Genomic DNA, 26335 nt, shown 5'->3' on the forward strand with positions numbered 1-26335 from the left:
TCTAAATTTATTTTAAGTCAAATTTACGGAATGAAAAAAGAAAAGTAGGTTAATGAAATTTTAAAATTGCTATTATTCCATTTTATGAAAGCTATTGCTTTCAGTTTTTCCGATTCCTATTTCCGATTCTCTTGTAACATGTATTATATCTAAGAAGAAAGAAAGGCCTTTGCTCTTTTTATAAAGCCTTCCTTATCCTTTTTAATCTCGTCCAGCAATTTTTTCCGGTCATCAGGAATCGTAAGATACTGATCACCCCAAAGATTGATTTCAACGATTACAGGAATCAGGTCAATTCCTTTCTGAGTCAGAAAATAAAGAATTTTCAGCTTACTGTCCGGATGGTCTTTTTTATCAATGATTCCATTGTCCAACAGGTTTTGAAGTCTTGCAGCCAGAATATTTGTTGCAATTTTTTCATCAGCCTTAAGGAAGTCTCCGTAAGTACATTCCTTTTTCAGCATGAGATCTCTTATGATCAACAGAGACCATTTGTCTCCCCACATTTCAAGTGAGCAGCTGATGGGGCAGTCTGATCTTTTTTTACTCATTTTGTTAATTTAATAATAATACTTGCAAATTGAAAGTGTTTAATTTAAATTTGCTTTTGTTTTGCAAGTAAATTTAATCATAAAAAATTAATAAATCAAATGGATCATTATGACATTGCCGTAATCGGCTCAGGACCCGGCGGATATGTAGCGGCGATACGAAGCGCCCAGCTGGGATATAAAACCGTGATTATCGAGAAATATGATACTCTGGGAGGAACATGTACCAATGTGGGCTGTATTCCGACTAAAGCTTTATTGGACAGTACACATCATTATTCAGAAGCACAGCATCAATTCAATGAACATGGGATTAAGCTGGATCATATAGAACTGGACTTTTCTCAGATGTACAGAAGAAAAGCAGATGTAGTTTCAAAAAATACAGGAGGCCTGGATTTTTTAATGAGTAAAAATAATATTACAAGATTACAGGGAACGGCTGGATTTATCAATAATTCTACCATCAGAGTTGTAAACGGATCTGAAGTTAAAGAAATAACTGCCCGAAATTATATCATTGCTACAGGCTCAAAACCATCAACTATTCCAGGAGTAGAGATTGATAAAAAAAGAATTATTACGTCTACAGAAGCATTGTCATTAAAGGAAAAACCGGAATCTATGGTAATCATAGGCGGGGGAGTAATCGGGGTGGAAATGGCTTCTATTTTCAACCGCATCGGAACAAAAGTCACTATCCTTGAATATGCTGATCATCTGATCGCTGCTATGGATCATGAATTGGGGAAAAGCCTTCAGAAAATCCTGAAAAAAGGAGGTATTGATATCCGCCTTAATCATGCAGTGTATAAAACCGAGAATACCGGATCTGCTGCTAAAGTGTTTTTTAAAGATAAAAACGGAACAGAAGGTGAGCTGGAAGCAGATTATGTATTGGTAGCGGTGGGAAGAAGTCCTTATGTAAAAGGTTTGGGTCTTGAAAATACTGATGTACAGCTGGATGAGAGAGGATTTATTAAAGTGGATGAAAACAGCCGGACTTCTGCATCCAATATCTATGCGATTGGTGATGTTATTGGCGGTGCAATGCTGGCTCACAAAGCTGAAGAAGAAGGTGTTTTTGTAGTTGAAACCATTAACGGGCACAAACGACCGATTCACTATAACCGTATTCCTTCAGTGGTGTATACCTGGCCGGAAGTCGCTTCAGTAGGCTACACCGAAGAATATCTGAAACAAAATAACATTGCATACAATGTAGGGAAATTTCCATTTTCTGCCAGTGCAAGAGCCCGTGCTTCAATGGATATGGAAGGTTTTGCGAAAGTTTTGGTGGATCCGAAATATGGCGAAGTGCTGGGTGTTCACATCATTGGAGCCAGAGCTGCCGATTTGATTGCACAGGGGGTCATAGCTCAGGAATATGAAGTGACCGCCGAGGATATGTTCCGTATTTCCTATGCGCATCCAACCTATTCCGAAACGTTGAAGGAAGCTTACCTGATTGCCTCCGGACAAGGCGCCATTAATATATAAAGAAGTACTATTAAAATTTAAACCATTAAGATCTGTGAAGAATAAGAATAATTAAGATTCATCTTAGATGAAGAAAAAAATCTTGCTAAAAAATAACTTTAGCTATTCCCTTAACTATCCTTATCAACTTAAAAAATCTTAATGGTTTACATTAGCAGTTTGTAAATTTTATCGCAGATAAAATCCTCGCGCCTTAAAGCTGTATGTTGATAAATTAATTTACGCCTTGGCGTTTTTTTAATTCAGTTACAAAGAAGTACAGTTTTCATCCTTGGCATAAACTCCATTGCTTTTTGCTTCCAGCTTTCCTGTTTTTCTATTGATTTTAACCCAAAAAGATTCTTTCACAGCGGGACAACCCTTAGATTGCATGAGGTACATTGAAATATGACGGTCTTCAATTTTATATGATCCGGTAAAGCGATTGCCTGTATCCACAGAATACCCATATGTTTTAGCCAGTAAAATAGCCTCCGGAAGATTGTCTACTGCTCCGATAAAATCTCTCAGTTGCTGTTCATTGGAAAAATATACTGATCTTTCATTCTTACACGCCAGAATGTATGTAAAACAGTTGTTCCCGATACATTTCTGGAAAAAGCCTCTTTCAGGAACAGGTTCATTGATCGTCATAAAATCAGGAGCCTGGCTTTCATAGATAACTGCTTTTTCATAATCCATATCATTGCTGAGAACACGCCAGTATGCATACCCTTTATCAGGAATAATGAAAGGGTAGAGGTATTCTGCAGTATCAAGAATATCGGGAATTTTTTTATAATCATCAGGAACCTTGATCTGGCTGTAAAGCAGATTGGAGAGAATCAGGGAAAATGCGATGATTACTTTCATAGAGAGTGGGTTTCCGATGCAAATGTAAGAAAGAGAATTATTCCAGTACAATTTTATAATATCCTTTTTCAGCAGTTACATCAATATCTATACCTGTAAAAGTCAGTTTATTGATCTGATAACCATCACAGCCTCCATTAAACTCCGATGACTGGATGGAAAAGTCGATATCTTTGATATTAGAATAAAATTTGTAATTTTTTGTTCCGTTATAAGCGCCTACATTTTCTAAAAGAATTCTGTTCTCGGATGTTTTGGATAATTGTACACTGACATTATTTTCATCCTGAACAGAATACGTTGTTAATGTTCCATTGGTGATAAGATTTTCATTATTGGAATTGACGAACTCAAAAATGACGGGTAATGGTGCATTGTAACAATCTTTTTCACAAGAGATGAACAGAAGGGCTACGAGTAAAAAAGTAAATATTTTTTTCATGGATTATGGATAGCGTTAACAGTAAAGTTAATCAAAATTATATTAATCCTGAATGAGTAAAACAGATTTCTATGAATTTAAAACTGCACAAATATTTATAATTAACCGTTCGTTTATTCTGAAAAGTACTTATAAAATGTAAATATCTTTTTTTTGATTTTCGTACTTAATTTTTGCCATTTGTCAACCCAACTAATTTGAAAATCGCTTACATTTGTTAGTATGATACATGACCAACGCGCAGAAAAATTCAGGCAGATTGTGGAAAATAAGTTCCAGATCTATAATTCATTATTTATGAGCCTGCCTTATGATAAAATGACGAATATCGGAATGCTGCTTCCATTTCTTTATGAGGAAAGCAGGACCGGCTATGAAGCAGGGAAAACTCCTGAAAATATCGTCGAAGAATTCTTTAAAAACCATACCGATCTCCAGACGGAAGAGCAGAAACTGGAATTGCTTTTCAAGATCATACAATATATAGAAAGACAGGTCGTTTTGTTTGACAGTATTGAGGATGCTGCATTTCCTAATCTTCATTCAGAAAGTGATAATGGAACAGTAACCAATCTTTTTGAACGTTCTTTTCAGGATCATAAAATTGAAAAAGTACGCGAGAAATTAAAAGACTTTAGCGTTAAGGTCGTATTTACGGCACACCCGACTCAGTTTTATCCAAGTTCGGTACAAAGAATTATTCAGGATTTGAGAGGGGCTATTACCAGTGATTCGGTGACGCAGATTGATATGCTTCTGCAGCAGCTGGGGAAGACTCCTTTTGTCAATAAAGAAAAACCTACTCCGGTAGATGAAGCGCTGAGTATTATTTCTTACCTGAGATATGTATATTATGATACCATTGGCGAATTGTTTACGAAGATCAAAAAGACTTTCGGAAACGGCCATTTTCATCTTCATGAAGATATTATCCAGCTTGGTTTCTGGCCGGGAGGAGACAGGGACGGAAATCCTTTTGTAACAGCGGATGTAACGAAAAGAGTAGCGGAAGAACTGCGTTCAGCGATTCTGAAATCATACTACAGCCATTTGAAATTTATCAGGAGAAGATTGAGTTTCAGAGGTGTTTCTGAAGTGCTGACTCAATTAAGTGAAGAATTGTATGCAGCCATTTTTGACGGAAAGAGCATTAAAGCAGAAGATATTTTAAATAAAGCTGCTGAGGCAGAAAAAATACTGGTTAATGAGCATAACTCTTTGTTTTTAGATCTTTTGGTAAATTTCAGGGATCGTGTGATGATCTTCGGAACTCACTTTGCTACGCTGGATATCCGCCAGGACAGCAGAATTCATCAGAAAGTTATTGATGAGGTTTATGCAAAAGTATACGGAAATGAAGACGCTGATTACGAACAGAAATTCAATAAGCTTATTCAGATTTCAGAAACGGTAGCTGCCGAAGATTTTGAAGACATTGTGAAAGATACTTTGTTAACGGTTTCACAGGTTAAGGAGATCCAGCATCTGAACGGATTAAGAGGAATGAACCGCTATATTATTTCCAATTCTGACGCGGTAAAAGATGTTATGAATGTATATGCCTTCTTTAAAATCTGCGGTTATCAGGATGAAGCGATCAATATGGATATTGTTCCACTTTTTGAAACCATGGAAGGGCTTGCCAATGCAGAAAATGTAATGAATGAGCTGTATCATGATCCTGTTTATAAAAATCATCTTGAAAAAAGAGGAAATCAGCAGACAATCATGCTCGGATTCTCTGATGGAACCAAAGACGGAGGTTATTTAAAAGCCAACTGGGAAATTTATAAAGCCAAAGAAGTACTGACAAAACTTTCCGAGCAGAATAATATCAAAGTCGTATTTTTCGATGGCAGAGGAGGCCCGCCGGCAAGAGGAGGTGGAAAAACCCACGATTTCTATGCTTCCCAGGGAAAAACGATTGCCAATAATAAGATTGAATTAACCATTCAGGGGCAGACCATTACCAGTATTTTCGGAAACAAAGAGCAGGCAAAATACAACTTTGAACAGCTTCTGACGGCTGGTGTTGAAAATGACGTATTCAAAAATTCAAAAAAAGAACTTACAGAAAAAGAAAGAGCTTTGATTATTGAGTTGGCGGATATCAGCTATAAAAAATATTCAGATCTGAAAGCGCACCCTATGTTTGTTCCTTACCTTCAGGAAATGAGTACACTGGAATACTACGGAAAAACGAATATCGGAAGCCGTCCATCCAAAAGGGGAAATGGCAGCGAACTGAAATTTGAAGATCTGAGAGCCATCCCGTTTGTAGGATCATGGTCACAACTGAAGCAAAACGTACCTGGGTTCTTCGGTTTTGGATATGCGATGCAAAAGATGAAAGAACAGGGTAGATTTGAAGAAGTAAGAGAGCTGTATAAAGGTTCAGATTTCTTTAAAACTTTAGTTCTGAACTCCATGATGAGTATGAACAAGTCTTACTTCCCATTGACTTACTATATCAAAAATAATCCGAAGTTCGGTGCTTTCTGGAATGTGCTTTTTGATGAATATGAGCTTTCCAGAGACATTATGCTGGAACTGACAGGATTTAAAATGCTTCAGGAAGAAGACCCGTTATCCAGAAAATCTGTGAAGATCCGTGAGAAGATCGTCCTTCCGTTGCTAAGTATCCAGCAGTATGCGTTGATGAAAATTCAGAAAGGAGAAGGAAACAAAGAAGCTTATGAAAAGCTGGTGACCCGTTCTTTATTTGGTAATATTAATGCCAGCAGAAATTCGGCATAAGCTATTTTTAAAATAAGAATGATCATAACGAATGATAATCAATATCAATAGAAACGGGCTAAAGCCCGTTTTTTTTATAAACCATTCAATGAGCTTTAGCTCAAACTTATTTTTATGTTGTAATACGACACAAAATAGTAATATATCTCCCACAGATTGCACAGATGTTTATGTTGTAATCAATCTGCACAATCTGAGGGAAACAAAAAATTACTCCTTTAAGAATTTTTCGTAGAAAACCTTGTCCTTCATCTGAATCTTCAGATAATAAGTTCCTTTGGAAAAATCTTCCACTTTTATAGATTTCTGGTTGTTGCTTTTCCTGATGAGTCTTCCAAGGTTATCATATATTTCTAACGATTGAACTTCTTGCTCTGATACAATATTCAGGATATTTTTTGCAGGATTCGGGAATATGGAGAACCTGTCTTTTTTTACAGTCTCAGAGGTATTCAGAACGAGATCATATAAACTTCCGAAATTGAGAATACCATATCCCATCTGATCGGTATGGGCAGGATATAGTGAAGCAGTTTGTCTCAGCTTTGCTCTCATCTGCTCTCTGTTCATCGCTGGAAATGCCTGAATAAGACATGCAACACCGCCGGCAGCAATAGGAGTAGCAATTGAAGTTCCATTCACGATTAAGGTAGTATTATCATAAACAGTTGTCGTACCGGTTCCCTGGGTACTTCCGTCCGGTTTTACCACCCCGAGAGCATTAGGTCCGAAAGAAGAAAAAGCTGAAGCATTTCCGGCTGAATCTACAGATCCGATAGAAAATACTTTAGCGTTATCAGCCGGTGTCATAAGATAATGCCACGGCTGTTGTCCGGAGTTACCGGCAGCAGCAAGAACAAAAATACCTTTTTCAGCCGCAATACCAGCTCCGCGGGCAATGAAGGACGTGTTACCATCCATATTGGCATACGTATAATTGTAACGGCTTTCATCAAAAACATTATACCCCAATGATGAGGTGATAATGTCAACCCCTTTACGGTCTGCTTCCTCAGCTGCTTCAATCCAGTATAGCTCTTCTTCGGGAATTTCTACAGCCGCATTTTCACTGCGGTAAAGATAAAAATCAGCATCCGGTGCTGCTCCTACAAAAACATTTTGCAGATATCCTCCTATAACTCCTAACACGACAGAGCCATGTGTGCTGAGTGAAGTATTATAAATATCTCCGGTTTTGGTTACAAAATCATAGGATGCTTTGATGTGATTATTGGTCCATAATCTTGCAAAAGCAGTTCCTGTATTCACCGTTGGGAATCCGGCATCAATGACCGCAATGGAAACTCCTGTGCCTGTATAGCCTGCCAGATGAAGCGGCCGGATATTGACCTGATCAATTTGTCCTGCTCCTGATCCATAATTGAAGTTAGTAAGTGTTTTATTGATACTTGCATCGTCTTTCCATTTTCCCGGTGCTGTTTTCACGGTAGTAGAACTGTTTCTGGCAAAACTTTCAACAGACAAAACATAAGATTGGGCCTGTAATAAAGTTTTTTGTGCCGGAGTGGCATTTACCGCAGCTCCGTTAAGCCATTTTGAATAATCTGTCACAACAAATCCCAAATTTTGAAGATTCTGAAGGTAAGACTGTTCAATAGGGGCATCCTGATCATTAAGCGGAATTCCCAGTGCGGTACGCCTGTTGAGTGATTTCTGGCTGAGTTCTGACAGTGGATTTGCATAAAAAGCAGCTTTATTAGGCTTATCCGTGAAGTAAACAAAAACGAGCTCCGTTTGTGCGGAAATGGTTAGGTAACCTGTTAGGAAACAAAAGAGTAAAAGTTTTTTCATAAAATTTATTTGTATAAAGATAAAAACAAAATCAATAAAATTTTTGATAGGATTTTAAATTCCTTATTTTTACAGAAATATTTAGTATATGAAAAAAATTCAGATGGTTGATTTGCAAAGTCAGTATTACAAAATAAAGAATGATGTAGACAATGCAGTTTTGAATGTAATGGATTCTGCGGCATTTATTAACGGTCCTGAAGTAAAGTCTTTCCAGAATGAATTGGAGTCTTATTTAGACGTAAAACATGTGATTCCGTGTGCCAATGGTACAGATGCATTACAGATTGCCCTGATGGCTTTGGATCTGAAAGAAGGAGACGAAATTATCACGGCTGATTTTACTTTTGCTGCAACAGTAGAAGTAATTCATTTGCTTAAATTAAAGTCTGTATTGGTAGATGTTGATTATGATACATTCACAATTTCTACAGAACAGATTAAAAAAGCAATTACACCCAAGACAAAAGCAATTATTCCGGTACATATTTTCGGACAGTGTGCCAATATGGAAGAAATTTTAAAAATTGCTGAAGAGCATAATTTATATGTTATTGAAGATAATGCCCAGGCAATCGGTTCAGAATATACTTTCTCCGACGGAACAGTAAAACAGGCAGGAACAATGGCAACAGTGGGAACAACTTCTTTCTTTCCTTCCAAAAACCTGGGATGCTACGGAGACGGAGGTGCTATTTTTACCAATAATGATGAATTAGCTCACCGTTTAAGAGGAATTGTAAACCACGGAATGTATGAAAGATATTACCATGACGAGGTAGGGGTAAACTCACGTCTGGACAGCATTCAGGCTGCAGTTTTAAGAAAAAAACTTCCTCACCTGGATTCTTACAACGAAGCAAGGAGAAAAGCAGCAGATTTTTATGATGAAGCATTTGCTGGTCATCCGGATATCCTGACTCCAAAAAGAGCGGAAAACTCTACTCACGTATTCCACCAGTATACGTTAAGAATTCTGAACGGAAAGCGTAATGAGCTTCAGAAGTTTTTATCGGAAAAAGATATTCCTGCAATGATCTATTATCCGGTAGCATTAAGAAAGCAAAAAGCATACTTCCAGGAAAGTAATGCTGCAGATTTTGTGAATACAGATAAGCTTTTGGATCAGGTAATTTCTTTACCGATGCATACGGAATTAGACGAAGAGCAGCTGAAGTATATTACGGATGCTGTCCTTGAGTTTATGGGATAATTAATGAAAAGAAAGATATTTAAATATAAGCTGGTATACTATATCGCGGTAATAACCAGCTTACTACTTTTTATAATATCTGCATTTTGGATTCTTGAAATATTTAATGACTTTAGCCTATTTAAAATATTATTTATTGTTATTTCGTTAGTTATTAATGCATTTGCATTTGTTAATCTGATTGAAAAATATGATAAAGCAATTTTGTTTCTAAATCTCAGTTTATTATTATCCATAATTGTTTTAGGTTATCCTTTATTGTTTGGATTTTTAAACGGATATTCTGTTTTAGAACATTTTACTTTTAGATTTTTAATCATATTTATATTGTGTTTATTAATTGTAAATGTATTTAAGGTGAAAAAAAATGACGGAGCAAAGGAAATAGAACACATAGGAAAACACGAAGATTAAAAAATAAAAATGGCAATACTTGTTACCGGCGGACTTGGATATATTGGTTCTCACACAGTGGTAGAACTTATTAATAACGGCTTTGAAGTTGTTATTGTTGATGATTTATCCAATACAGAAAGGTTTATTTTAAATAATATTGAGGAAATTACGGGTAAGAAACCTGTTTTTTATCCTTTTGATCTGAGAAGAAAAGAGCTTCTTACTCAGGTTTTTGATGCTCACCAGATTGATGGTTGTATCAATTTTGCAGCTTCTAAAGCAGTAGGAGAGAGTCAGATCATACCTGTAGATTATTATGAGAATAATCTGTTTTCCTTGATTAATGTTCTTCAGGAATTTAAAACAAGAAAGATCTCCAACTTTATTTTCAGCTCATCATGTACGGTATACGGACAGGCAGATGTAATGCCGATCGATGAAAATACTCCGTTGAAAACCCCTGAAAGTGTCTATGGGAAAACAAAACAAATGGGCGAACAGATCCTGATTGATTTTGCCAAAGCCTATCAAAGTAAAATATCACTGTTAAGGTATTTTAATCCAATCGGAGCGCATCCTTCCGGAAAGTTGGGTGAATTGCCAATCGGGATTCCTAATAATTTAGTGCCTTATGTAATGCAGACGGCTTCAGGAGTGCGTGAGAAACTGAATATCTGGGGCGATGATTACCCTACAGAGGATGGAACTGCTGTTCGAGATTATATCTATGTTGTTGACCTGGCAAAAGCGCACGTTGCAGCATTAAAGAAACTGATAGAAGATTCTTCATCTGATGCAGTGATTGATACCTATAATCTGGGAACAGGAAAAGGTTCATCCGTACTGGAAGTGGTAAAAGCATTTGAAAAAGCTAATGATGTGGAAGTACCTTATCAGATCTGTGCGAGAAGAGAAGGGGATATTACTATAGCATATGCCAATCCCGGAAGAGCAGAGAAAGAACTCAACTGGAAGTCTGAAACGTCTCTGGAAGAGGCTTTGAGAACAGTTTGGGAATGGCAGAAATATCTGAACACCAGAAATTCGTAAATTAGCATTGAGAAATAATTGCATCAAAACAATAATTTAAACGATCATAAAACAAATTACAAAACATTTTCCTGAAGAGTAAGTGTTATCCTAAAAACATTGAATTCAGTGAAGCTTTAATTTTAAATTAGTATGAAGACACAGAGAATAGGTATTACATTTTCGTCATTTGACTTATTACATGCGGGTCACATCAAAATGCTTGAAGAAGCTAAAACTGTATGTGACTATTTAATCGTCGGACTTCAAATTGATCCGTCCCACGACCGTCCTACTAAAAATAAGCCAAGCCAGACTATTGTTGAAAGATATATTCAACTGAAAGCTGTGAATGCTGTGGATGAGATCATTCCTTATTACACGGAAGAAGACCTTTTGGATATTCTTAAATCATTTGTAATTGATGTAAGAATCATAGGAGATGATTATATGGACAAAGACTTTACAGGTAAAAAATACTGTGAAGAAAAAGGAATTGAAATTTTTTTCAACAAGAGAGACCATAGGTTTTCCACCAGTGATCTGAGAAGAAGGATCTACGAAGCTGAAAAAGAAAAATATTCGAAAGCAGAACCTGTAAAATAACAACAATAAAAAATCCCGAAAGTTACTTTCGGGATTTTTGTTGTATTACATTGGGCCGCCTTGCTGGTCATCACCTGCTGCATTGGAATTGATATCCTTTTTCTTTTTAGGCTGTTCGATTTTTTCTCCCTGCTTAAATCTGTAAGTTAAGGAAATAGCAAACTGTCTTGGCTGCCACTGCATATAGTTTCTTCGTGTATAATCATCATTGAAACTGAATATTTCTCTGCTTCTTGTATTGAATATATCCTGGATATTGAAGGAAATTGTTCCGTCTCCTTTCCAGATCGTCTTGGAGGCACCAAGATTCAGAGCATACATATCCTCTGTATTCTGGCTGGCCGTTTTCTGTGCTCCTCTATAGAATCCCTGTAATTGTACACTTAAAGTTTTGTCAAGCTTAAATGTGGTATTAAGACGTGCTCTGGTAGAAAATCCGTTTCCTGTGAAATCCATACTGCGGGTTTGCTGCAGCTTATTTTTATCAATGGCATCGTAATAAGCAATTCCACTTGTTTTATATCCGAACATATCCAGACTTCCCATGATTTTCAACCATGCAAATGGATCATAAGTAAAGTTCAGATCCAATCCATAACGGTCATCATTTCCTAAGTTGATTGGTTTTGTATAAAATACACCCAGGCTTTCATCAGGTCTGTATACCAGCATTTTGGTATCATCAGTGGCGTGTCTGTAGTATAGGGTAGGATTAACCGTGAATTTTTTTCGGGTAATATTATATCCTACTTCAAATGAATCTACGTACGATGGATTCAGGTCTATGTTTCCTTCAAAAATATTCTGGCTGTTGCTGTAATTCGGGAAAGGAACCATAAAGAATGACCTTGGTCTGTCTATTCTACGGGAATAATTAAGCAAAATCTGATTATTTTTAGATACGTCATAGCTTAAGAATACACTTGGAAATAAATTGTTGTAGTTTTTTGTTTTATTTAATTGCGGATCATTAGGATTTTGATTGATGTAATTGATCTTTACATTGGAAAGTTCATCTCTTAAACCGAGCTGATAAGCAAATTTTTCACCGATTTTACTCTTAAATTGCAGATAGAAAGCATTGAATACTTCTTTATAATCTGTATTGTTATTGTAGCTTGGAATAAAAGGATTGTTGGAAGTACTGCTTACAAAATTATCGTAAGTATTATCATTCACATCCAATCTGTATCCTGCTTCAAGCTTGGATTGTTCTCCTATTGGCAGCTCATAGTCAGCTTTACCAATGATTGTTTTACTTAGTGAATATCTTCTGGTAATATCCTGTACATCAGGACGAAGGTCGTATATTTCCAGAATATCCGCATTATTGTTACTTCTGTTTCTTTGCAGACTTAATGATACGGATAAATTTTGCCCGTTATCATCAAATTTGTGATCTAATCCCAGATCTCCTTGGAAAGCAAGGTTATTGAAGACGCTTTTAGAATCTCTCCTTCCATACGGATTTAATAAATTCCATTTTCCTGCTGTAGTACTTGCATCCGGTGAATCTCTGAAAAACCTGTAAAAACTGTCATACGTATCAAGAAGTTCATTTCCGTCTCCTTCAAATGTTCTCACCAATCCCGTAAGATTGATTGAAGTCTTATCAGATAAATCATAGACAAAACCTGCACTTACATTATAATTTTTATTATACGTTTTATTCTCGGAGTTTTGCAATTGATGTTCAAGAACATCATTAGGCTGCTGGAAAGGAATCACATTGGGAAATGTGAGATTGTGATAGGTTGTTTCCGAATTATTCTTCGTCTTGTTTTCCGTGTAGCCGCCGCCACCATTCAGGAACCAGGTCCAGTTGTTTTTTCTCCAGCTAAGGTTCGTATTAAGGGATGTTCTTGGAAAATATCCTAGTGATCCTACCACACTACCATTAAATCCTACCTTTTTGTTTTTTTTAAGGATGATATTCAGGATACCGGATGTTCCGCTTGCTTCAAACTTAGAAGAAGGATTGGTAATTACTTCAATTCTTTCAATCTGGTCAGCCGGAATACTCTGCAATGCATTAGCGCCGTCATCTATTCCAAGAAGGGCAGAAGGCTTTCCATTGATCAGAAATTTCACATTGGTACTTCCTCTCATAGAAACTGTTCCGTCCGTATCTACAGACACTGAAGGAACATTGGTTAAAACATCCTGAAGATTTCCTCCTTTGCTCACAATGTCCTGTGAAGGATCATATGTCTTCTTGTCAAGCTCTACTTTATAAGGTTTTGCTGCTGAAGCAGTAATAACAACACCCTGAATTTCTTTTGTTTTGCCATCAACCGTAGAAGAGGGCTCTGCTTCAATAGATAATGCACCGATGTTACCTGCTGTTGCAATATTTTTGCTGACTACACTTTTTTTGTAATCAATAGCTTCCACTGTAATTTCGTAATCGCCGGGCATAAGTTGCAGCTGATACTGTCCTTTTTCATCAGTCAGTACGGCATCACTTAAAGTTTTGTTGGTCTTATTGCTGAAAGTTACAGAAGCGTAAGGAACGGGTTGATTTTTTTTGTTGACGATGATTCCCGAAACTCCAGCCTTCTCCTGTGCAAAAGCCATCGCTGCCGCTGAAAGTACTAATGTAAGTCCTAAAGTTTTTCTGGTGAAAATAGTGACAATTTCTGTCTTATTCTTCATAGGTTATTTTTTTGTATAAGATCGTGAAAGGATAACCCTTAATATTTTGAATATCCATATCAACTTGATATCCAAAACATTATGGTTGTTTATTGTTTTCTAACTGTATAAGTTTCCTGGTGCTTTCTAAGCTTATTTTATATTTTTCGAGTTAAGCCAATCCTGATAAGCCTTCGCATTTACAGCGTGTTCTTCTGCACTTGCCGTAAACTTGTGGTATCCAAATCTTGTCGGATCGGCACACATAAATATATAATTGTTGTTTTCAGCATTTAAAACAGCATCTATTGAATTCTTATCCACTACACAGATCGGTCCTGGAGGAATACCTGCATTGGCATAAGTGTTATAAGGTGAAGGTGTTGATAAATGCTTATATAATACTCTTTTTATAGGTTCTTTAAAATTGGTTTGTTTATTCATCGCATAGATCACCGTAGGATCGGACTGAAGCTTCATTCCTTTTCTGTAACGGTTTAAATATAATCCTGCAATGGTTTTCATTTCATCCTTTTTCCCTCCTGATTCTTTATAGACAATGGAAGCTAAAGCATAGATCTGATCTCTTGTAAGCCCGGACTGCTGCTCCTTGTTCTTTCTTTCACTTGTCCAGAAATCATTATACTGATTTTCGAACTTCGCAAAAAATTCTCTCGGACTTACTGTCCAGAAAAAATTATACGTATCGATGAAAAAATATTTTTTTAAATCTTCAACATTTTTATAGCCTTTCTCTTGTGCCACGGCATCCAGATCATTCACAAAATGTAATGAATCAATTTCCGTTTTTTTGGTCACCTTACCAATCATCTGATACATATCTCCAAAATCCCCGATTCTGTAAGAGTTGGCTGTCTGGTTACCTGCTTTGATCATATTGACAAGGTTTTTATTGCCTGTTCCGCTCTGGATGTGATAACGTCCTGCTTTAAAATTGGTATCAAGACCTTTTTCTTTAGCCACAGCTTCAAAAGATTCCCTGTCTTTAATATAAGGAGCAATAGAATCCAGGATCTGTTTAAAACCTGCTCTATGAGGAATCAGAACATAACCATCTTTTTCTACGTTGTTTCCTAAATATTTATTATAAAATCTCAAACCAAAAAATCCTGCCACTACAAAAACCAGCAGAATGATAATGAGAATAGCTTTTTTCATTCTTAAATGTTGATTAAAAGTTTTTTGTTTTAAAGAAGATCTGTTTTACCTCTAAAAACTTGCTTTGCAGGACCTTCCAGCCAAATATTCTGGAATGCATCACCGCTTTTTTCAGCATATACCTTAAGGTTTCCGCCTAAAGTTTTAACTTTTACAGAGGTTAGATTATGTTTTTGCAGAAAAGTTAAAGCGGAAGCTGTAACTCCTGTTCCACAACTGTAAGTTTCGTCCTCAACGCCTCGTTCATAGGTTCTTACAAAAATTTCATTATCTGAAATTTTTTCTACAAAGTTCACATTGATTCCTTTTTCTTTATATTTTTCAGAATTTCTGATGCCATATCCTTCGTCATAAACGTCGTAATCTTTCAGATTGTCTACATATTTTACGTAGTGTGGAGATCCGGTATTCAGCACAAAGTCATTTCCGTCCTGTGAAACGGTGTCTACATTAATCATTTTTAATTTGATGATTCCGTTATGGATTTCAGCTTCATGTTCACCATCTGTCGCAATGAATTTGCATTTGTCTTCAAAGATGTCAAGGAAAAAAGCAAAAGCGACAAGGCATCTTCCTCCGTTTCCACACATCGTACTTTCTCCGCCATCAGAATTGTAGTACACCATTTTGAAGTCATAATGAGGATCGTTTTCCAAAAGAATAAGACCGTCAGCACCTATTCCGAAACGTCGGTCGCATAATTTTTCAATACTGTCTTTATCTTTGGTAAACTGCAGATCCCGGTTATCTACCATTACAAAATCATTCCCTGTTCCCTGATATTTATAAAATTCCATATTTTTTTGTTAAATGAAGAAGCAAAATTACTATATTTAAAATAAAAAACGAACAGTGTTAGCTGTTCGTTTTCTTATTTATAATCGTTTTATCTAAAGCCGCCTCCGCTGCTCTGCTGTCTGTTTGAACTGCTGCTTTGGCTGCCTGAACTATTCCTGAATCCACCGCCGGAAGATTCTGATCTGCCGCTGTTACCATTGGAGTTTCTGAACCCGCTGTTATTCTGGTTTCTCTGGCTGTTCTGATTACCATTGTTTTGGTTTCTGAATCCGCTGTTACCATTGGAATTTCTGAACCCGCTGTTATTTTGGTTACCCTGATTGTTTTGATTACCATTATTCTGGTTTCTGAATCCGCTGTTGCTGTTGGAGTTTCTGTTGTTATTAAATCCTCCGTTATTGTTGTATGAACCGTTACTGTTAGTTGTACGCGTATTCTGGAATCCGTTTTCAGGTCTCGAAGATGAAGAAGATCTTCTTTCTACGTATACTTTTCTTCTGGAGTTATTATAGCTATCATAGTAATAAGGAATACCATTATCATAGTAATAATTAATATTGTTTCTATAATAGTAGCCATCATTACCCCAATATCCGCCACTTCCGTAATATCCTGACGGAGCATAGTAATACCCGTTGTTATAATACGGATCTCCATACCCATAGCTTCCGTTGCTTCCGTATCCGTCGGTATATGCTAAACAAGAGGTTAAACTGGTAATAGCAAAAATACTGAATGCTATTTTAAATAAATTTTTCATGACTTTATTGTACTTTTTTTTCTTTAAAACTTTTTTTCCAATTGACGTATCCTAAGATCGCCATTATAGTAAATACCAAATATTGAACCGAAGTGATTCCAAGTCCCTTAAAAATCATCATAGGGATGCAAATCAAATCTCCGATAATCCAGAAAATCCAGCTTTCAATGCGCTGTTTGGCCATCAACCACATGCCCACTAAAAATATTGAAGTTGTAAAAACATCCATCCAGTTGGCCCAATCCAGATGATACAATCCAAAACTGGTTCCTTCCATCGAAAACTGATTATCAATATAAGGTTTATAATAATAGATAAGGGTAACAAGAGCCAGACTCAGTATAAAAAGCAGGCTGGCGTAAATCCACTCTTTTTTGAAAGCCCAGGTAACATCTACATGAATATGATCTTCAGAATTTCTTGCCCATAGAACCCATCCATAAATACTCATGACAGTATAATAGATGTTAATCATACAGTCTCCCAGCAGCCCGGCATTGAAAAGAAGATATACATAGATCAGCGTTGAAATAATGCCGGTAGGATACACCCATATATTTTTCTTTATGGAAAAAAATACGCTCAGTATTCCGAAAACTGCACCTGATGCTTCCAACATAATTTGTAAAGAATCATAGCTTTCATAAGGCTTTACAAAAAGATCATATAAATTCATGCAATCAAAAATAAGCAAAAATATGGACTTTATAAAATGGATTATATAATGTGTTGTTCAGGTTTTTAAACCTTTAATGTAAAATAAATGAGGAAAGTTTAACGATTAACGTGAGAGTTTCTAAATTTTTTATATTTTCGTAAATCCTTAATAAATAAAAAAACATGTCGAAAATTTGGGTTAAAAAGCCACTAAGTGCCTATGAGGCAGATATGAAGAAAAGTGAGCTGAAAAAAGTCCTTGGTAAATGGAGTTTAACAGCAATTGGAGTAGGTGCTATCATCGGTGGTGGAATCTTTGTTCTGACCGGAACAGGAGCCTATTATCATGCAGGGCCAGCACTTGCAATTTCCTTTATCATCGCAGGGATCGCCTGCGTTTTTGCTGCATTATGCTATGCAGAGTTTGCATCTATTATTCCTGTAGAGGGTTCAGCATATGCCTACGCATACGGAACTGTAGGGGAAATTTTTGCATGGGCCATGGGATGGTGTCTCATCCTCGAGTATGCCATGGCCAGTATGGCCGTTTCCGTGAGCTGGTCCGGATATTTTAATAAATTTTTGAAGATTTTTAATATTCATTTGCCTGCCTATCTGACTTCAGATCCCGCAAGTTATACCGGAGACGGATTTTCAATGAACCTGCCTGCATTTATTCTTGTTCTTTTGATTACTGCATTATTGGTAAAAGGAACTAAAGAGGCAGCAGGAGCGAATAACCTGATCGTTTTAATGAAAACTTCAGCGGTTATCTTTGTAATTATCGCCGGAGTATATATCATCTTCTCTAATACAGATCTTTATAACGCTGTAGATGGGGTTAAAAACTGGAAGCCTTTTATTCCGGATCCGATAAAGATCAAGAATTCCGAGGGTGATATGGTCTCGGCATATGGTATTAAAGGGATCATTTCCGGAGCAGCAGCTATTTTCTTTGCTTATATCGGTTTTGATGCTGTTTCTACACAGGCTGGAGAAGCTATTAACCCTAAAAAAGATGTACCTTTCGCCATCATCGCTTCACTATTGATCTGTACAGCATTGTATATCTATGTATCTCTTGTATTGACAGGGATGATGCATTATACAGACTTTAATCCTGAAGGAAGATATCCGGATGCCATCAAAGCACCTGTTGCGTATGCTTTTGAAATTGCAGGAAAGCACTGGGCGAGTAATATCGTAACGATTGCTGCTACCGTAGGGTTGATTTCTGTTGTAATGGTAATGATGATGGGGCAGTCCAGAATCTTCATCGGTATGGCAAAAGACGGGTTGATTCCTAAATTCTTCGGACAGCTTCATCCAAAAACAAAAACACCTTACAAAGGAATTATCCTGTTAGGAATTGTAGTAGCTTTAATCGCTGCATTTACACCAATTTCTACATTGGCAGATATGACAAGTTTCGGAACCCTGTTTGCATTTACACTGGTTTGTATCGCAGTTTGGGTAATGAGAAAGAAAGAACCTAACCTGATCAGACCTTTCAAAGTTCCTGCTTATAAAATCGTAGTGGCATTAGGAGTAATTATCAACCTATATTTGATTTTTAACCTAAGTGCCCATGCATTGGAACTTTCTGCAGTATGGTTATTCTTAGGAGGTTTGGTATACTTCCTTTACGGAAAATCAAACAGTAAACTTAACAACCCTGAAAAATATCAGAATCAGGATTAATAATAATATAAACCGCTTCGGCGGTTTTTTTTGTCCCAATATCAGTATATGAAAAAACTTTTTTCCATTGTATTCCTATCCGTAGGTCTTACCGCGTTTTCCCAGCAGGTGGAAAGCCTTGAAACCATTCTTAACGATAAAATCAGTATCAGAGCGCTGGAATTATATGATAACAAGGTCTGGTACAGCGGTACGGATTCCAAATTCGGGTTTGTAGATCTTAAAGACTATAAAAACCAGAAACAGATCAGGCTATCTGAAGAAAAACTTCAGTTCAGAACACTAGGACAGAATAAAACTTCTTTCTATGCAATCAATATTGAAAGTCCGGCACGTTTTTTCAAAATTGATAAAAAAGATCTGAAATCACAGGTGATTTTTAAAGATACTGCAAAAACAGCGTTTTATGATGCTTTGCATTTTGTGAATGATAAACTTGCCTATACCTTCAGTGACGCAGATAAAGATCACCTGCTGAAACTGGCAGTATATAAGGATGGGAAATGGAACATGTTTAAAAATAATGTAACGTTAAATGATGGCGAAGCTGCTTTTGCCGCCAGCAATACCAATATTTCATCCTCTAAAAAATACTTATGGATTGCGACTGGAGGAAAAGCTTCAAGAATCTTAAGAATGAACCTGAAAGATGATAAAATAGAAGTGTTCAATACCCCAATCATACAAGGAGAATCTTCTCAGGGAATGTATTCCATCGATTTTTATGAAGACCGTTTCGGAATAGCAGTAGGAGGAGATTATACCAAACAGGATGCTAATATCAATAATATCGCAACCACAACTGATGCCGGCGAGACCTGGCAGATTCAGGCTTCAGGGCAGAACGCAGGATATACAACCTGTGTGAAAATTAAACCGGGATCAAAAGGAAAAGAAATCATTGCCGTAGGAGATAAACATATCAGCTATTCTTCAGATTTTGGGAAGACCTGGAAAAAGATTTCTGACGAAAAAGGATTCTTTGTCTGCCAGTGGATTGATGCTAATAAAGTGGTTCTTGCAGGAAATAGCAAAATTGCGGTGATGAAATTAAAATTTTAAATATCAGGAATAGAATTTATCACTATTGGCCAAAAGCCTGATCATACGTATTTAGACTCATTATAAAATAGAACCTAATATAATTCATAGGTTAAAATTCATAACTAATGGTTAATTTTGTAAGATGAATTTTAATTATGTTAAATTTCATACCCTTATAAAATTTAATTTTCACAATGAACTCTTTAATAGATAAGTATAATATTCCCGGACCGCGTTACACTTCTTATCCTACCGTTCCGTATTGGGATGAATCAACATTTTCACCGGAAAAATGGAAGGAAACCGTAATCAGGTCTTTTCATGAAAGCAATGCAGAGGAGGGAATTTCTATTTATATCCATTTGCCTTTTTGTGAGGCATTGTGTACGTTTTGTGCATGCCATAAGCGTATCACCAAACAGCACAGTGTTGAAGTTCCTTATCTTGAAAGTGTTTTAAAAGAATGGAAATTATATCTTGATCTTTTCACTGAAAGACCTAAACTGAAAGAATTGCACCTTGGAGGAGGAACACCCACGTTCTTCTCACCTGAAAATTTAAGAACATTGCTGGAAGGGATCTTTTCATCAGTGGATATTGCAGAGCATCCTGAATTTTCTTTCGAGGGACATCCAAACAATACAACGAAAGAACATCTTCAGACTTTATACGACCTTGGTTTCAGAAGAGTGAGCTTTGGAGTTCAGGATTATGATCCTAAAGTTCAGAAAGCAATCAACAGAATCCAGCCTTTTGAAAATGTGAAAAATGTTACGGAATGGGCAAAGGAAATAGGGTACAGAGGAATCAGCCATGATCTGGTTTTCGGATTGCCACACCAGAATTGGGAAGCAATGGAACATACCATCAGAAAAACAATGGAACTGAAGCCGGATAGACTTGCATTTTATTCTTACGCCCACGTTCCATGGGTGAAAGGTGTCGGACAAAGAGGATTTGATGAAAATGATCTTCCAAGCGGTGAAGAAAAACGCCGTTTGTATGAAGATGGGAAAAAGCTTCTTCAGGATTTAGGATATATTGAGGTTGGGATGGATCACTTCTCTCTTGAGCATGATGATCTGTATCAGTCTCTGATTCATAAAAAACTTCACAGAAATTTCATGGGATATACATCAAGCAAAACCCAGCTGATGGTAGGACTTGGAATGTCTGCTATTTCGGATTCATGGTATGCTTTTGTCCAGAATATAAAAACAGTGGAAGAATACCAGAAAATGGTTGAAGAAGGTGAAATTCCTGTAGTAAAAGGACATGTTCTGAGCGAAGAGGATCTTACGGTAAGAAGGCATATTCTGAATCTGATGTGCCAGCTTGAAACCACTTTTGATATCAACAACTCTTTCCCTGAGCTTGAAAATGCACTGGAAATGCTGAAAGAGATGGAAAATGACGGTTTGGTTGAGATCAATGGAACTGAAGTTAAAATCACAGAAGCCGGAAGAGCATTCACAAGGAATGTAGCCATGGTTTTTGACCTGAGAATGATGAGAAATAAACCTGAAACAAGGATTTTCTCCATGACAATATAAGGAAAAGCGGTTCAGTTCTGAACCGCTTTTTTATTGACCCGTGGGCTTATTTTGAACTTGTTTAAACTTTTTTGAAACATTAAGATTGTAGTAAGGTGTTTAGAGTATTAAGATGAGCTTCGCTTTAAGCTTAAAAATCAGAATGATTTATCTTAACTTAACGATGCTTTACTGCTTAATCCTTCTTAATGGTTTATGAAATATCCAATGCTTTTTGCTTAGTGAAAAGCCTTTGCGATCCTTTTTCATAGAATGTAAAAACCTTAGCGTTTCGTCTGCGCTTAAAACCTGCTATTACTATTTGATAATCAATTTCTGACTATATGATTTCAGTTCCCCGGATTTCAGATTAATATAATACACTCCGGCAGGAATCCCTGAAATATTAATTCCTTTGCCATTAATAATCTGATCCGTTTCCATCACTTTTCTTCCCTCTGCACTGATGATTTCCAGGGTTGCTTTTTTATCTTTCACCCCATCAATGAAAACTTCTTTGGAAGCCGGATTTGGATAAACTTTTATGGTTCCCGGACTACTTTCCTGGGTTCCCAAAGTACCTGTGGTTATTTTAAAAATCTTTCCACTGTTTACGGCAGCTACGTACAATCCTTTTTGGTAATCTTCTCCGAAAGTGGAAAAGTTATTTCCGGAATAAGGAGTTGTCCATGTGATGGCATTATTGCTATCCAGAATTCCGATCTGGGTAGAGCAGTAATCGGCAAAAAAATATTTTCCCTGAAGTGACGGGTACTGCGTTCCTCTGTAGACATACCCGCCCGTGATGGAACATTTGCCACCGGAATGGTCGTATACGGCAACAGGGAAGGTCATGGTGGACTGTGCGGCACATCCTGCAGTATTGTACGCATTATTCCCTTCATAACATCGCCAGCCATAATTTAATCCGGCTGTAGTAATGGGCATTTTGTTGATTTCTTCTATGGCTCCCTGGCCAACATCTGCAATCATGGCGTTTCCTGTTGTCAGATCAAACGAAAACTTCCAGGCATTTCTGAGTCCGTATGCCCAGATCTCGTCTGCACCATCCACTCCGGCTCCTGCAAAAGGATTGTCAGGAGGAATGTTATAGGGGCCTGTAGCATCTACATCTATTCTCAACATTTTCCCCAGCAGTGAATTTTTGTTTTGAGCATTGTTATTCGGGTCACCGCCACTTCCTCCGTCTCCGGTTATGATCCAGAGTTTTCCGTCAGGGGCAAAATGGATGCTTCCCCCATTGTGATTGTCGAATGGCTTGGGAATGTTCAGCAGAATTTTTTCCGAAGCGGGATCAGCTACATCCGGATTTGTTGAACTTACGCTGTATCTTGCAACAATAATATTCCCAGAAGGGTTGTTGTAGTACACAAAAAAATACCCGTTAGCAGAGTATTGAGGATGAAATGCAAGACCAAGAAGGCCTCTTTCGCCGCCAAAAACAATCTTTGTTCCGATATTGAGGAAATTGGTAGCGTTGATTGTCCCATTGGGTTGAATGATTTTAATGATACCGTTCTGCTGAACCACAAAAAGACGGCTGTCATTGGCGTTCGTAATCTCTACAGGACTCGTCAGTCCTGTGGCAAATTCTTCCAAATTAATGCTTTGAGAATTAACAATTAAGGAAGAAAAAATACTGATGCAAAAAAGTAATTTTTTCATAATATTTTGAGAGTTAGTGTGTTGGAAAAGTAAATGAAAATTTTATACCAATCGATTTTGAAGACTTCATTATGATAGCATGAAAAAATTGTTAAATCTTAAATAGAAATCACCACACCAATATATCTGGAAATAAACCATTTCTGTTGTTAAAAATTCATAAAATACAAGAAAATCATTATATTTGCCGACTTAATTTAACGTAGTTATAACAAAATGCAAGGAAAAGGACTTATTACAATTGTCGCTATTGTACTAGGGTTGATTTGCTTAAACGAGCTATTACCAACATGGTACGCCAGCAAAATTGAAAAGCAGGCGACTGCTTTTGCAGGAGACAATCCGGAGAAGTATCAGAAAGAAATCGCAAGACTTTCTAAGGATACTTTGAACTTAGGATTCACAAAACTTTATTACACTAAAGCCAAAGACAAGGAAATGAAACTTGGTCTTGACCTGAAAGGAGGGATCAACGTTCTTTTGGAAATTAACCAAAGAGATCTTGTGAATGATTTAACTAATTATTCTACAAATCCTGTTCTTATTGAGGCTTTAAACAAAACTGATGAAGCACAGAAGAATTCTACCAAACCTTACATCGACAACTTCTTCGAGCAGTTCGATGTAATTAACAAAGCTAAAGGTACCAACCTGAAGTTGGCAGATCCCGAAATTTTCGGAAACACAACGCTTACTGAAGTGAAGTACAATACACCTGATGATCAGGTGAAAAGCATTGTTAAAAGAAAAATCGATGCATCTGTAGGAACCGCTTTCGAGGTAATCAGAACGAGAATTGATAAGCTTGGAGCGATCCAGCCAAACGTTCAGAGAGTACCTGGTACTGCGAGAATTTCTGTAGAAATGCCTGGTATGAAGGACATCGATAAAGTGAAGAAAATGCTTCAGACTTCTGCAAAACTTCAGTTCTGGGAAGTACAGCAGGTTCCTGAAATTGCACCTTATTTCCAGACTTTGACAACTATGGTTGCTACAAAAGGAGATTCTATGGGAGTTGCAAAGAATGTGAACTTCATGAGCCTTTTACAGCTTGACAAATTAAGAACAAATGGTGTTGCCAATGTAAAATTATCCGATACTGCTGTTGTAAACAAAATCTTAAACAGCAAAGTAGGTCAGTCTTTACGTCCGGCTAACATTAAATATACACAGTTCATGTGGGGTTACAAGCCTGAAGCTACCGATACTGAAAGTTTAGTATTGTATGCGATCAGAGGTAACATCAACCAAAAAGCTCCGGTAGACGGTGCTGTTGAAACTGCAAACATCAGCTACGATGAACTAAGCAGAGTAGTGGTAGATATGCAGATGGACTCTAAAGGAGCAAAAGAATGGAAAACATTAACCGAGAAAAACGTTGGAAAACCAGTTGCTGTAACTCTTGATAACAGAGTATACACAGCTCCTAACGTTGTTAATGCTATCCCTAACGGTAGAACCCAGATCTCTGGTAACTTCTCTCAGGAAGAAGCTAAAGAACTGGTAGACGTGTTAGGTGCCGGTAAATTACCTGCAGGTGCAAAAGTAGTTCAGGCTACGGTTGTAGGTCCATCTTTAGGACAAGAGGCTATTGATTCTGGTTTAATGTCGTTCATCATTGCATTTGCGATTATCATTGTTTATATCATTTTCTACTACGGTGGAGCTGGGGTTTACGCGGTAATTGCGATGGTGATCAACTTATTCTATATTTTCGGTATTATGGATTCGGGAGACTTTACGCTTACGCTTCCAGGTATCGCAGGTATCGTTCTTACGATGGCAGTGGCGGTCGATACGAACGTTATCATTTACGAAAGAACCAAAGAAGAATTATTCGCCGGGAAAAGTATTCTTGAAGCTTACAAAGATGGTTTCAAACATGCATTAAACGCGATTATTGACGGCCACACTACGACTTTCCTAACGGCAGTTGTATTGTTCTTCTTCGGAACAGGGCCTATTAAAGGTTTTGCATTGACGTTGATGATCGGTATCTTAATGACATTATTCACGTCTGTATTGCTTTCAAGAGTAATGATCTTCTCAAGATTAAATAAAGGAAAAGGACTTTCTGTATGGACTCCGGCAACGAAGAACCTGTTCAGAAATACATGGATCGATTTCATCGGAAAGAGAAAATATGCTTACATCGTTTCTGCTGTTCTTACAGTTGTATGTATTATTTCTATCGCAACACACGGTTTCAAATACGGTATCGACTTTACCGGTGGTAGAAACTATGTCGTTAGATTTGATAAAGATGTAAAAGCTGAAGATGTTGAAGAAAAATTAGTAGCATTATTCAAAACTGAAGATGGTAAAAACTCTTCTGTAGAAGCTAAAACTTTCGGAAACAACAAACAATTAAAGATCTCTACAGATTACCTTATCGAAGATGAATCTTTAAAGGCTGACCAGATTATCGAACAGAAATTATTCGAAGGTTTAAAATCAAACTTACCGGCAGGAACGACATTGAAAGATTTCAAATCTGCTGATAAAGACCACGCAGGAATCATTTCTTCTGAGAAAGTAGGACCTTCTGTGGCTGATGATATCCAGACTCACGGTATCTATGCAGTATTAGCGGCATTAGCAATGATCTTCATCTATATTCTTGTAAGATTTAGAAAATGGCAGTTCTCTCTTGGAGCGGTTGCTGCATTATTCCACGATGCGGTAATTATTTTAGGAGCCTATTCATTGCTTCACAAATATATGCCGTTCAACATGGAGATCAACCAGGATTTCATCGCTGCAATTCTTACTGTGTTGGGTTACTCAATCAACGATACGGTAATTATCTTCGACAGAATTAGAGAATACCTGAGAGAGAAAAAATCTTTAACATTGGCAGGTCTGTTTGATGACTCTATTTCAAGTACATTGGGTAGAACATTCAACACCTCATTTACAACGATTCTGGTGATCCTTGCGATCTTCATTTTCGGTGGAGATAACTTGAGAGGATTCATGTTTGCGATGTTAATCGGTATTGGATTCGGTACTTACTCATCCATCTTTATTGCGTCTGCAATTGCTTACGACTTCCTTAAAACAGGAAAAGAAGAAGAGGTACATGGAAAGTCCACTTCTGCTAAAGAAGAGCTTGCTTCAAAGTAATACAAACTACAATAAATTAGTAAGGGCCGTTTCGAGAGAGACGGCCTTTTTTTAAAGTTA

General features: G+C 37.1%; 20 protein-coding genes. 10 read left to right on the plus strand and 10 right to left on the minus strand.

From position 1 onward, the window contains the following. Nucleotides 1–149 precede the first annotated feature (149 nt). The gene (locus FFS26_RS02680; protein WP_110009338.1) at nt 150–551 is read right to left on the minus strand and encodes a winged helix-turn-helix transcriptional regulator; all 402 of its coding nucleotides are present in this window, start codon (nt 549–551) and stop codon (nt 150–152) included. A gap of 99 nt (nt 552–650) precedes the next feature. Here FFS26_RS02680 and lpdA point away from each other — a divergent pair, with 99 nt between their 5' ends. Beyond that, nucleotides 651–2051, plus strand: coding sequence for a dihydrolipoyl dehydrogenase (gene lpdA, locus FFS26_RS02685; RefSeq protein WP_110009337.1), 1401 nt, complete (start codon nt 651–653; stop codon nt 2049–2051). Between the two features lie 246 nt (nt 2052–2297). On the opposite strand, the gene FFS26_RS02690 is transcribed toward lpdA, so the two are convergent. After that, the gene (locus FFS26_RS02690) at nt 2298–2903 is read right to left on the minus strand and encodes a hypothetical protein (RefSeq protein ID WP_228406467.1); all 606 of its coding nucleotides are present in this window, start codon (nt 2901–2903) and stop codon (nt 2298–2300) included. Nucleotides 2904–2940: 37 nt separating this feature from the next. Next, nucleotides 2941–3345: a hypothetical protein gene (locus FFS26_RS02695; RefSeq protein ID WP_110009335.1), complete on the minus strand. Its 405-nt coding sequence runs from the start codon at nt 3343–3345 to the stop codon at nt 2941–2943. Between the two features lie 222 nt (nt 3346–3567). Between FFS26_RS02695 and FFS26_RS02700 the strand changes: the two genes are divergently transcribed. Beyond that, nucleotides 3568–6102, plus strand: a complete 2535-nt coding sequence (locus FFS26_RS02700; RefSeq protein WP_137904210.1) for a phosphoenolpyruvate carboxylase — start codon at nt 3568–3570, stop codon at nt 6100–6102. 210 nt (nt 6103–6312) lie between these two features. Here FFS26_RS02700 and FFS26_RS02705 read toward each other — a convergent pair whose 3' ends face one another. Next, nucleotides 6313–7914 carry a S8/S53 family peptidase gene (locus tag FFS26_RS02705; RefSeq protein WP_137904211.1) on the minus strand — a complete coding sequence of 534 codons (1602 nt, stop codon included), beginning with the start codon at nt 7912–7914 and terminating at the stop codon, nt 6313–6315. A gap of 88 nt (nt 7915–8002) precedes the next feature. On the opposite strand from FFS26_RS02705, the gene FFS26_RS02710 reads away from it, so the two are divergent. The 4 genes from FFS26_RS02710 (at nt 8003) to FFS26_RS02725 (ending at nt 11158) form a co-directional block, all read left to right on the plus strand. Next, on the plus strand, nt 8003–9127 hold the full coding sequence (locus FFS26_RS02710) for a DegT/DnrJ/EryC1/StrS family aminotransferase (RefSeq protein ID WP_110009332.1): 1125 nt from the start codon (nt 8003–8005) through the stop codon (nt 9125–9127). Between the two features lie 3 nt (nt 9128–9130). Further along, nucleotides 9131–9541, plus strand: coding sequence for a hypothetical protein (locus FFS26_RS02715; protein WP_137904212.1), 411 nt, complete (start codon nt 9131–9133; stop codon nt 9539–9541). A 9-nt stretch (nt 9542–9550) separates the two neighbouring features. Next, nucleotides 9551–10573, plus strand: a complete 1023-nt coding sequence (gene galE / locus FFS26_RS02720) for a UDP-glucose 4-epimerase GalE (protein WP_110009330.1) — start codon at nt 9551–9553, stop codon at nt 10571–10573. A 132-nt stretch (nt 10574–10705) separates the two neighbouring features. Further along, nucleotides 10706–11158, plus strand: coding sequence for an adenylyltransferase/cytidyltransferase family protein (locus FFS26_RS02725; RefSeq protein ID WP_110009329.1), 453 nt, complete (start codon nt 10706–10708; stop codon nt 11156–11158). Nucleotides 11159–11203: 45 nt separating this feature from the next. On the opposite strand, the gene FFS26_RS02730 is transcribed toward FFS26_RS02725, so the two are convergent. The 5 genes from FFS26_RS02730 to pnuC form a co-directional block, all read right to left on the minus strand. Next, the gene (locus FFS26_RS02730) at nt 11204–13813 is read right to left on the minus strand and encodes a TonB-dependent receptor (protein ID WP_137904213.1); all 2610 of its coding nucleotides are present in this window, start codon (nt 13811–13813) and stop codon (nt 11204–11206) included. 132 nt (nt 13814–13945) lie between these two features. Beyond that, entirely contained in the window at nt 13946–14971 is a 1026-nt protein-coding gene (gene mltG / locus FFS26_RS02735) for an endolytic transglycosylase MltG (protein ID WP_137904214.1), read from the minus strand. Nucleotides 14972–15000: 29 nt separating this feature from the next. After that, nucleotides 15001–15768 (minus strand): diaminopimelate epimerase, encoded by a 768-nt coding sequence (gene dapF, locus FFS26_RS02740; protein ID WP_137904215.1) that lies wholly within the window; start codon nt 15766–15768, stop codon nt 15001–15003. Between the two features lie 89 nt (nt 15769–15857). Beyond that, nucleotides 15858–16529, minus strand: a complete 672-nt coding sequence (locus FFS26_RS02745) for a hypothetical protein (protein WP_110011138.1) — start codon at nt 16527–16529, stop codon at nt 15858–15860. A 4-nt stretch (nt 16530–16533) separates the two neighbouring features. Continuing rightward, nucleotides 16534–17205: a nicotinamide riboside transporter PnuC gene (gene pnuC, locus FFS26_RS02750; protein WP_137904216.1), complete on the minus strand. Its 672-nt coding sequence runs from the start codon at nt 17203–17205 to the stop codon at nt 16534–16536. Nucleotides 17206–17369: 164 nt separating this feature from the next. Here pnuC and FFS26_RS02755 point away from each other — a divergent pair, with 164 nt between their 5' ends. The 3 genes from FFS26_RS02755 (at nt 17370) to hemN (ending at nt 21484) form a co-directional block, all read left to right on the plus strand. Next, on the plus strand, nt 17370–18887 hold the full coding sequence (locus FFS26_RS02755; RefSeq protein WP_137904217.1) for an amino acid permease: 1518 nt from the start codon (nt 17370–17372) through the stop codon (nt 18885–18887). Nucleotides 18888–18935: 48 nt separating this feature from the next. Next, entirely contained in the window at nt 18936–19949 is a 1014-nt protein-coding gene (locus tag FFS26_RS02760) for a WD40/YVTN/BNR-like repeat-containing protein (protein ID WP_137904218.1), read from the plus strand. 176 nt (nt 19950–20125) lie between these two features. Further along, nucleotides 20126–21484: an oxygen-independent coproporphyrinogen III oxidase gene (gene hemN / locus FFS26_RS02765; protein WP_137904219.1), complete on the plus strand. Its 1359-nt coding sequence runs from the start codon at nt 20126–20128 to the stop codon at nt 21482–21484. Nucleotides 21485–21781: 297 nt separating this feature from the next. Here hemN and FFS26_RS02770 read toward each other — a convergent pair whose 3' ends face one another. After that, complete coding sequence (locus FFS26_RS02770; protein ID WP_137904220.1) at nt 21782–23149, minus strand: PQQ-dependent sugar dehydrogenase; 1368 nt, start codon at nt 23147–23149, stop codon at nt 21782–21784. A 216-nt stretch (nt 23150–23365) separates the two neighbouring features. Here FFS26_RS02770 and secD point away from each other — a divergent pair, with 216 nt between their 5' ends. After that, a complete protein-coding gene (gene secD, locus FFS26_RS02775; protein ID WP_110011132.1) occupies nt 23366–26275 on the plus strand; it encodes a protein translocase subunit SecD in 2910 nt (969 codons plus the stop codon). Nucleotides 26276–26335 lie beyond the last annotated feature (60 nt).

Source organism: Chryseobacterium sp. 2VB, from assembly GCF_005503635.1.
GTDB classification, from domain to species: Bacteria; Bacteroidota; Bacteroidia; order Flavobacteriales; family Weeksellaceae; genus Chryseobacterium; species Chryseobacterium cupriresistens.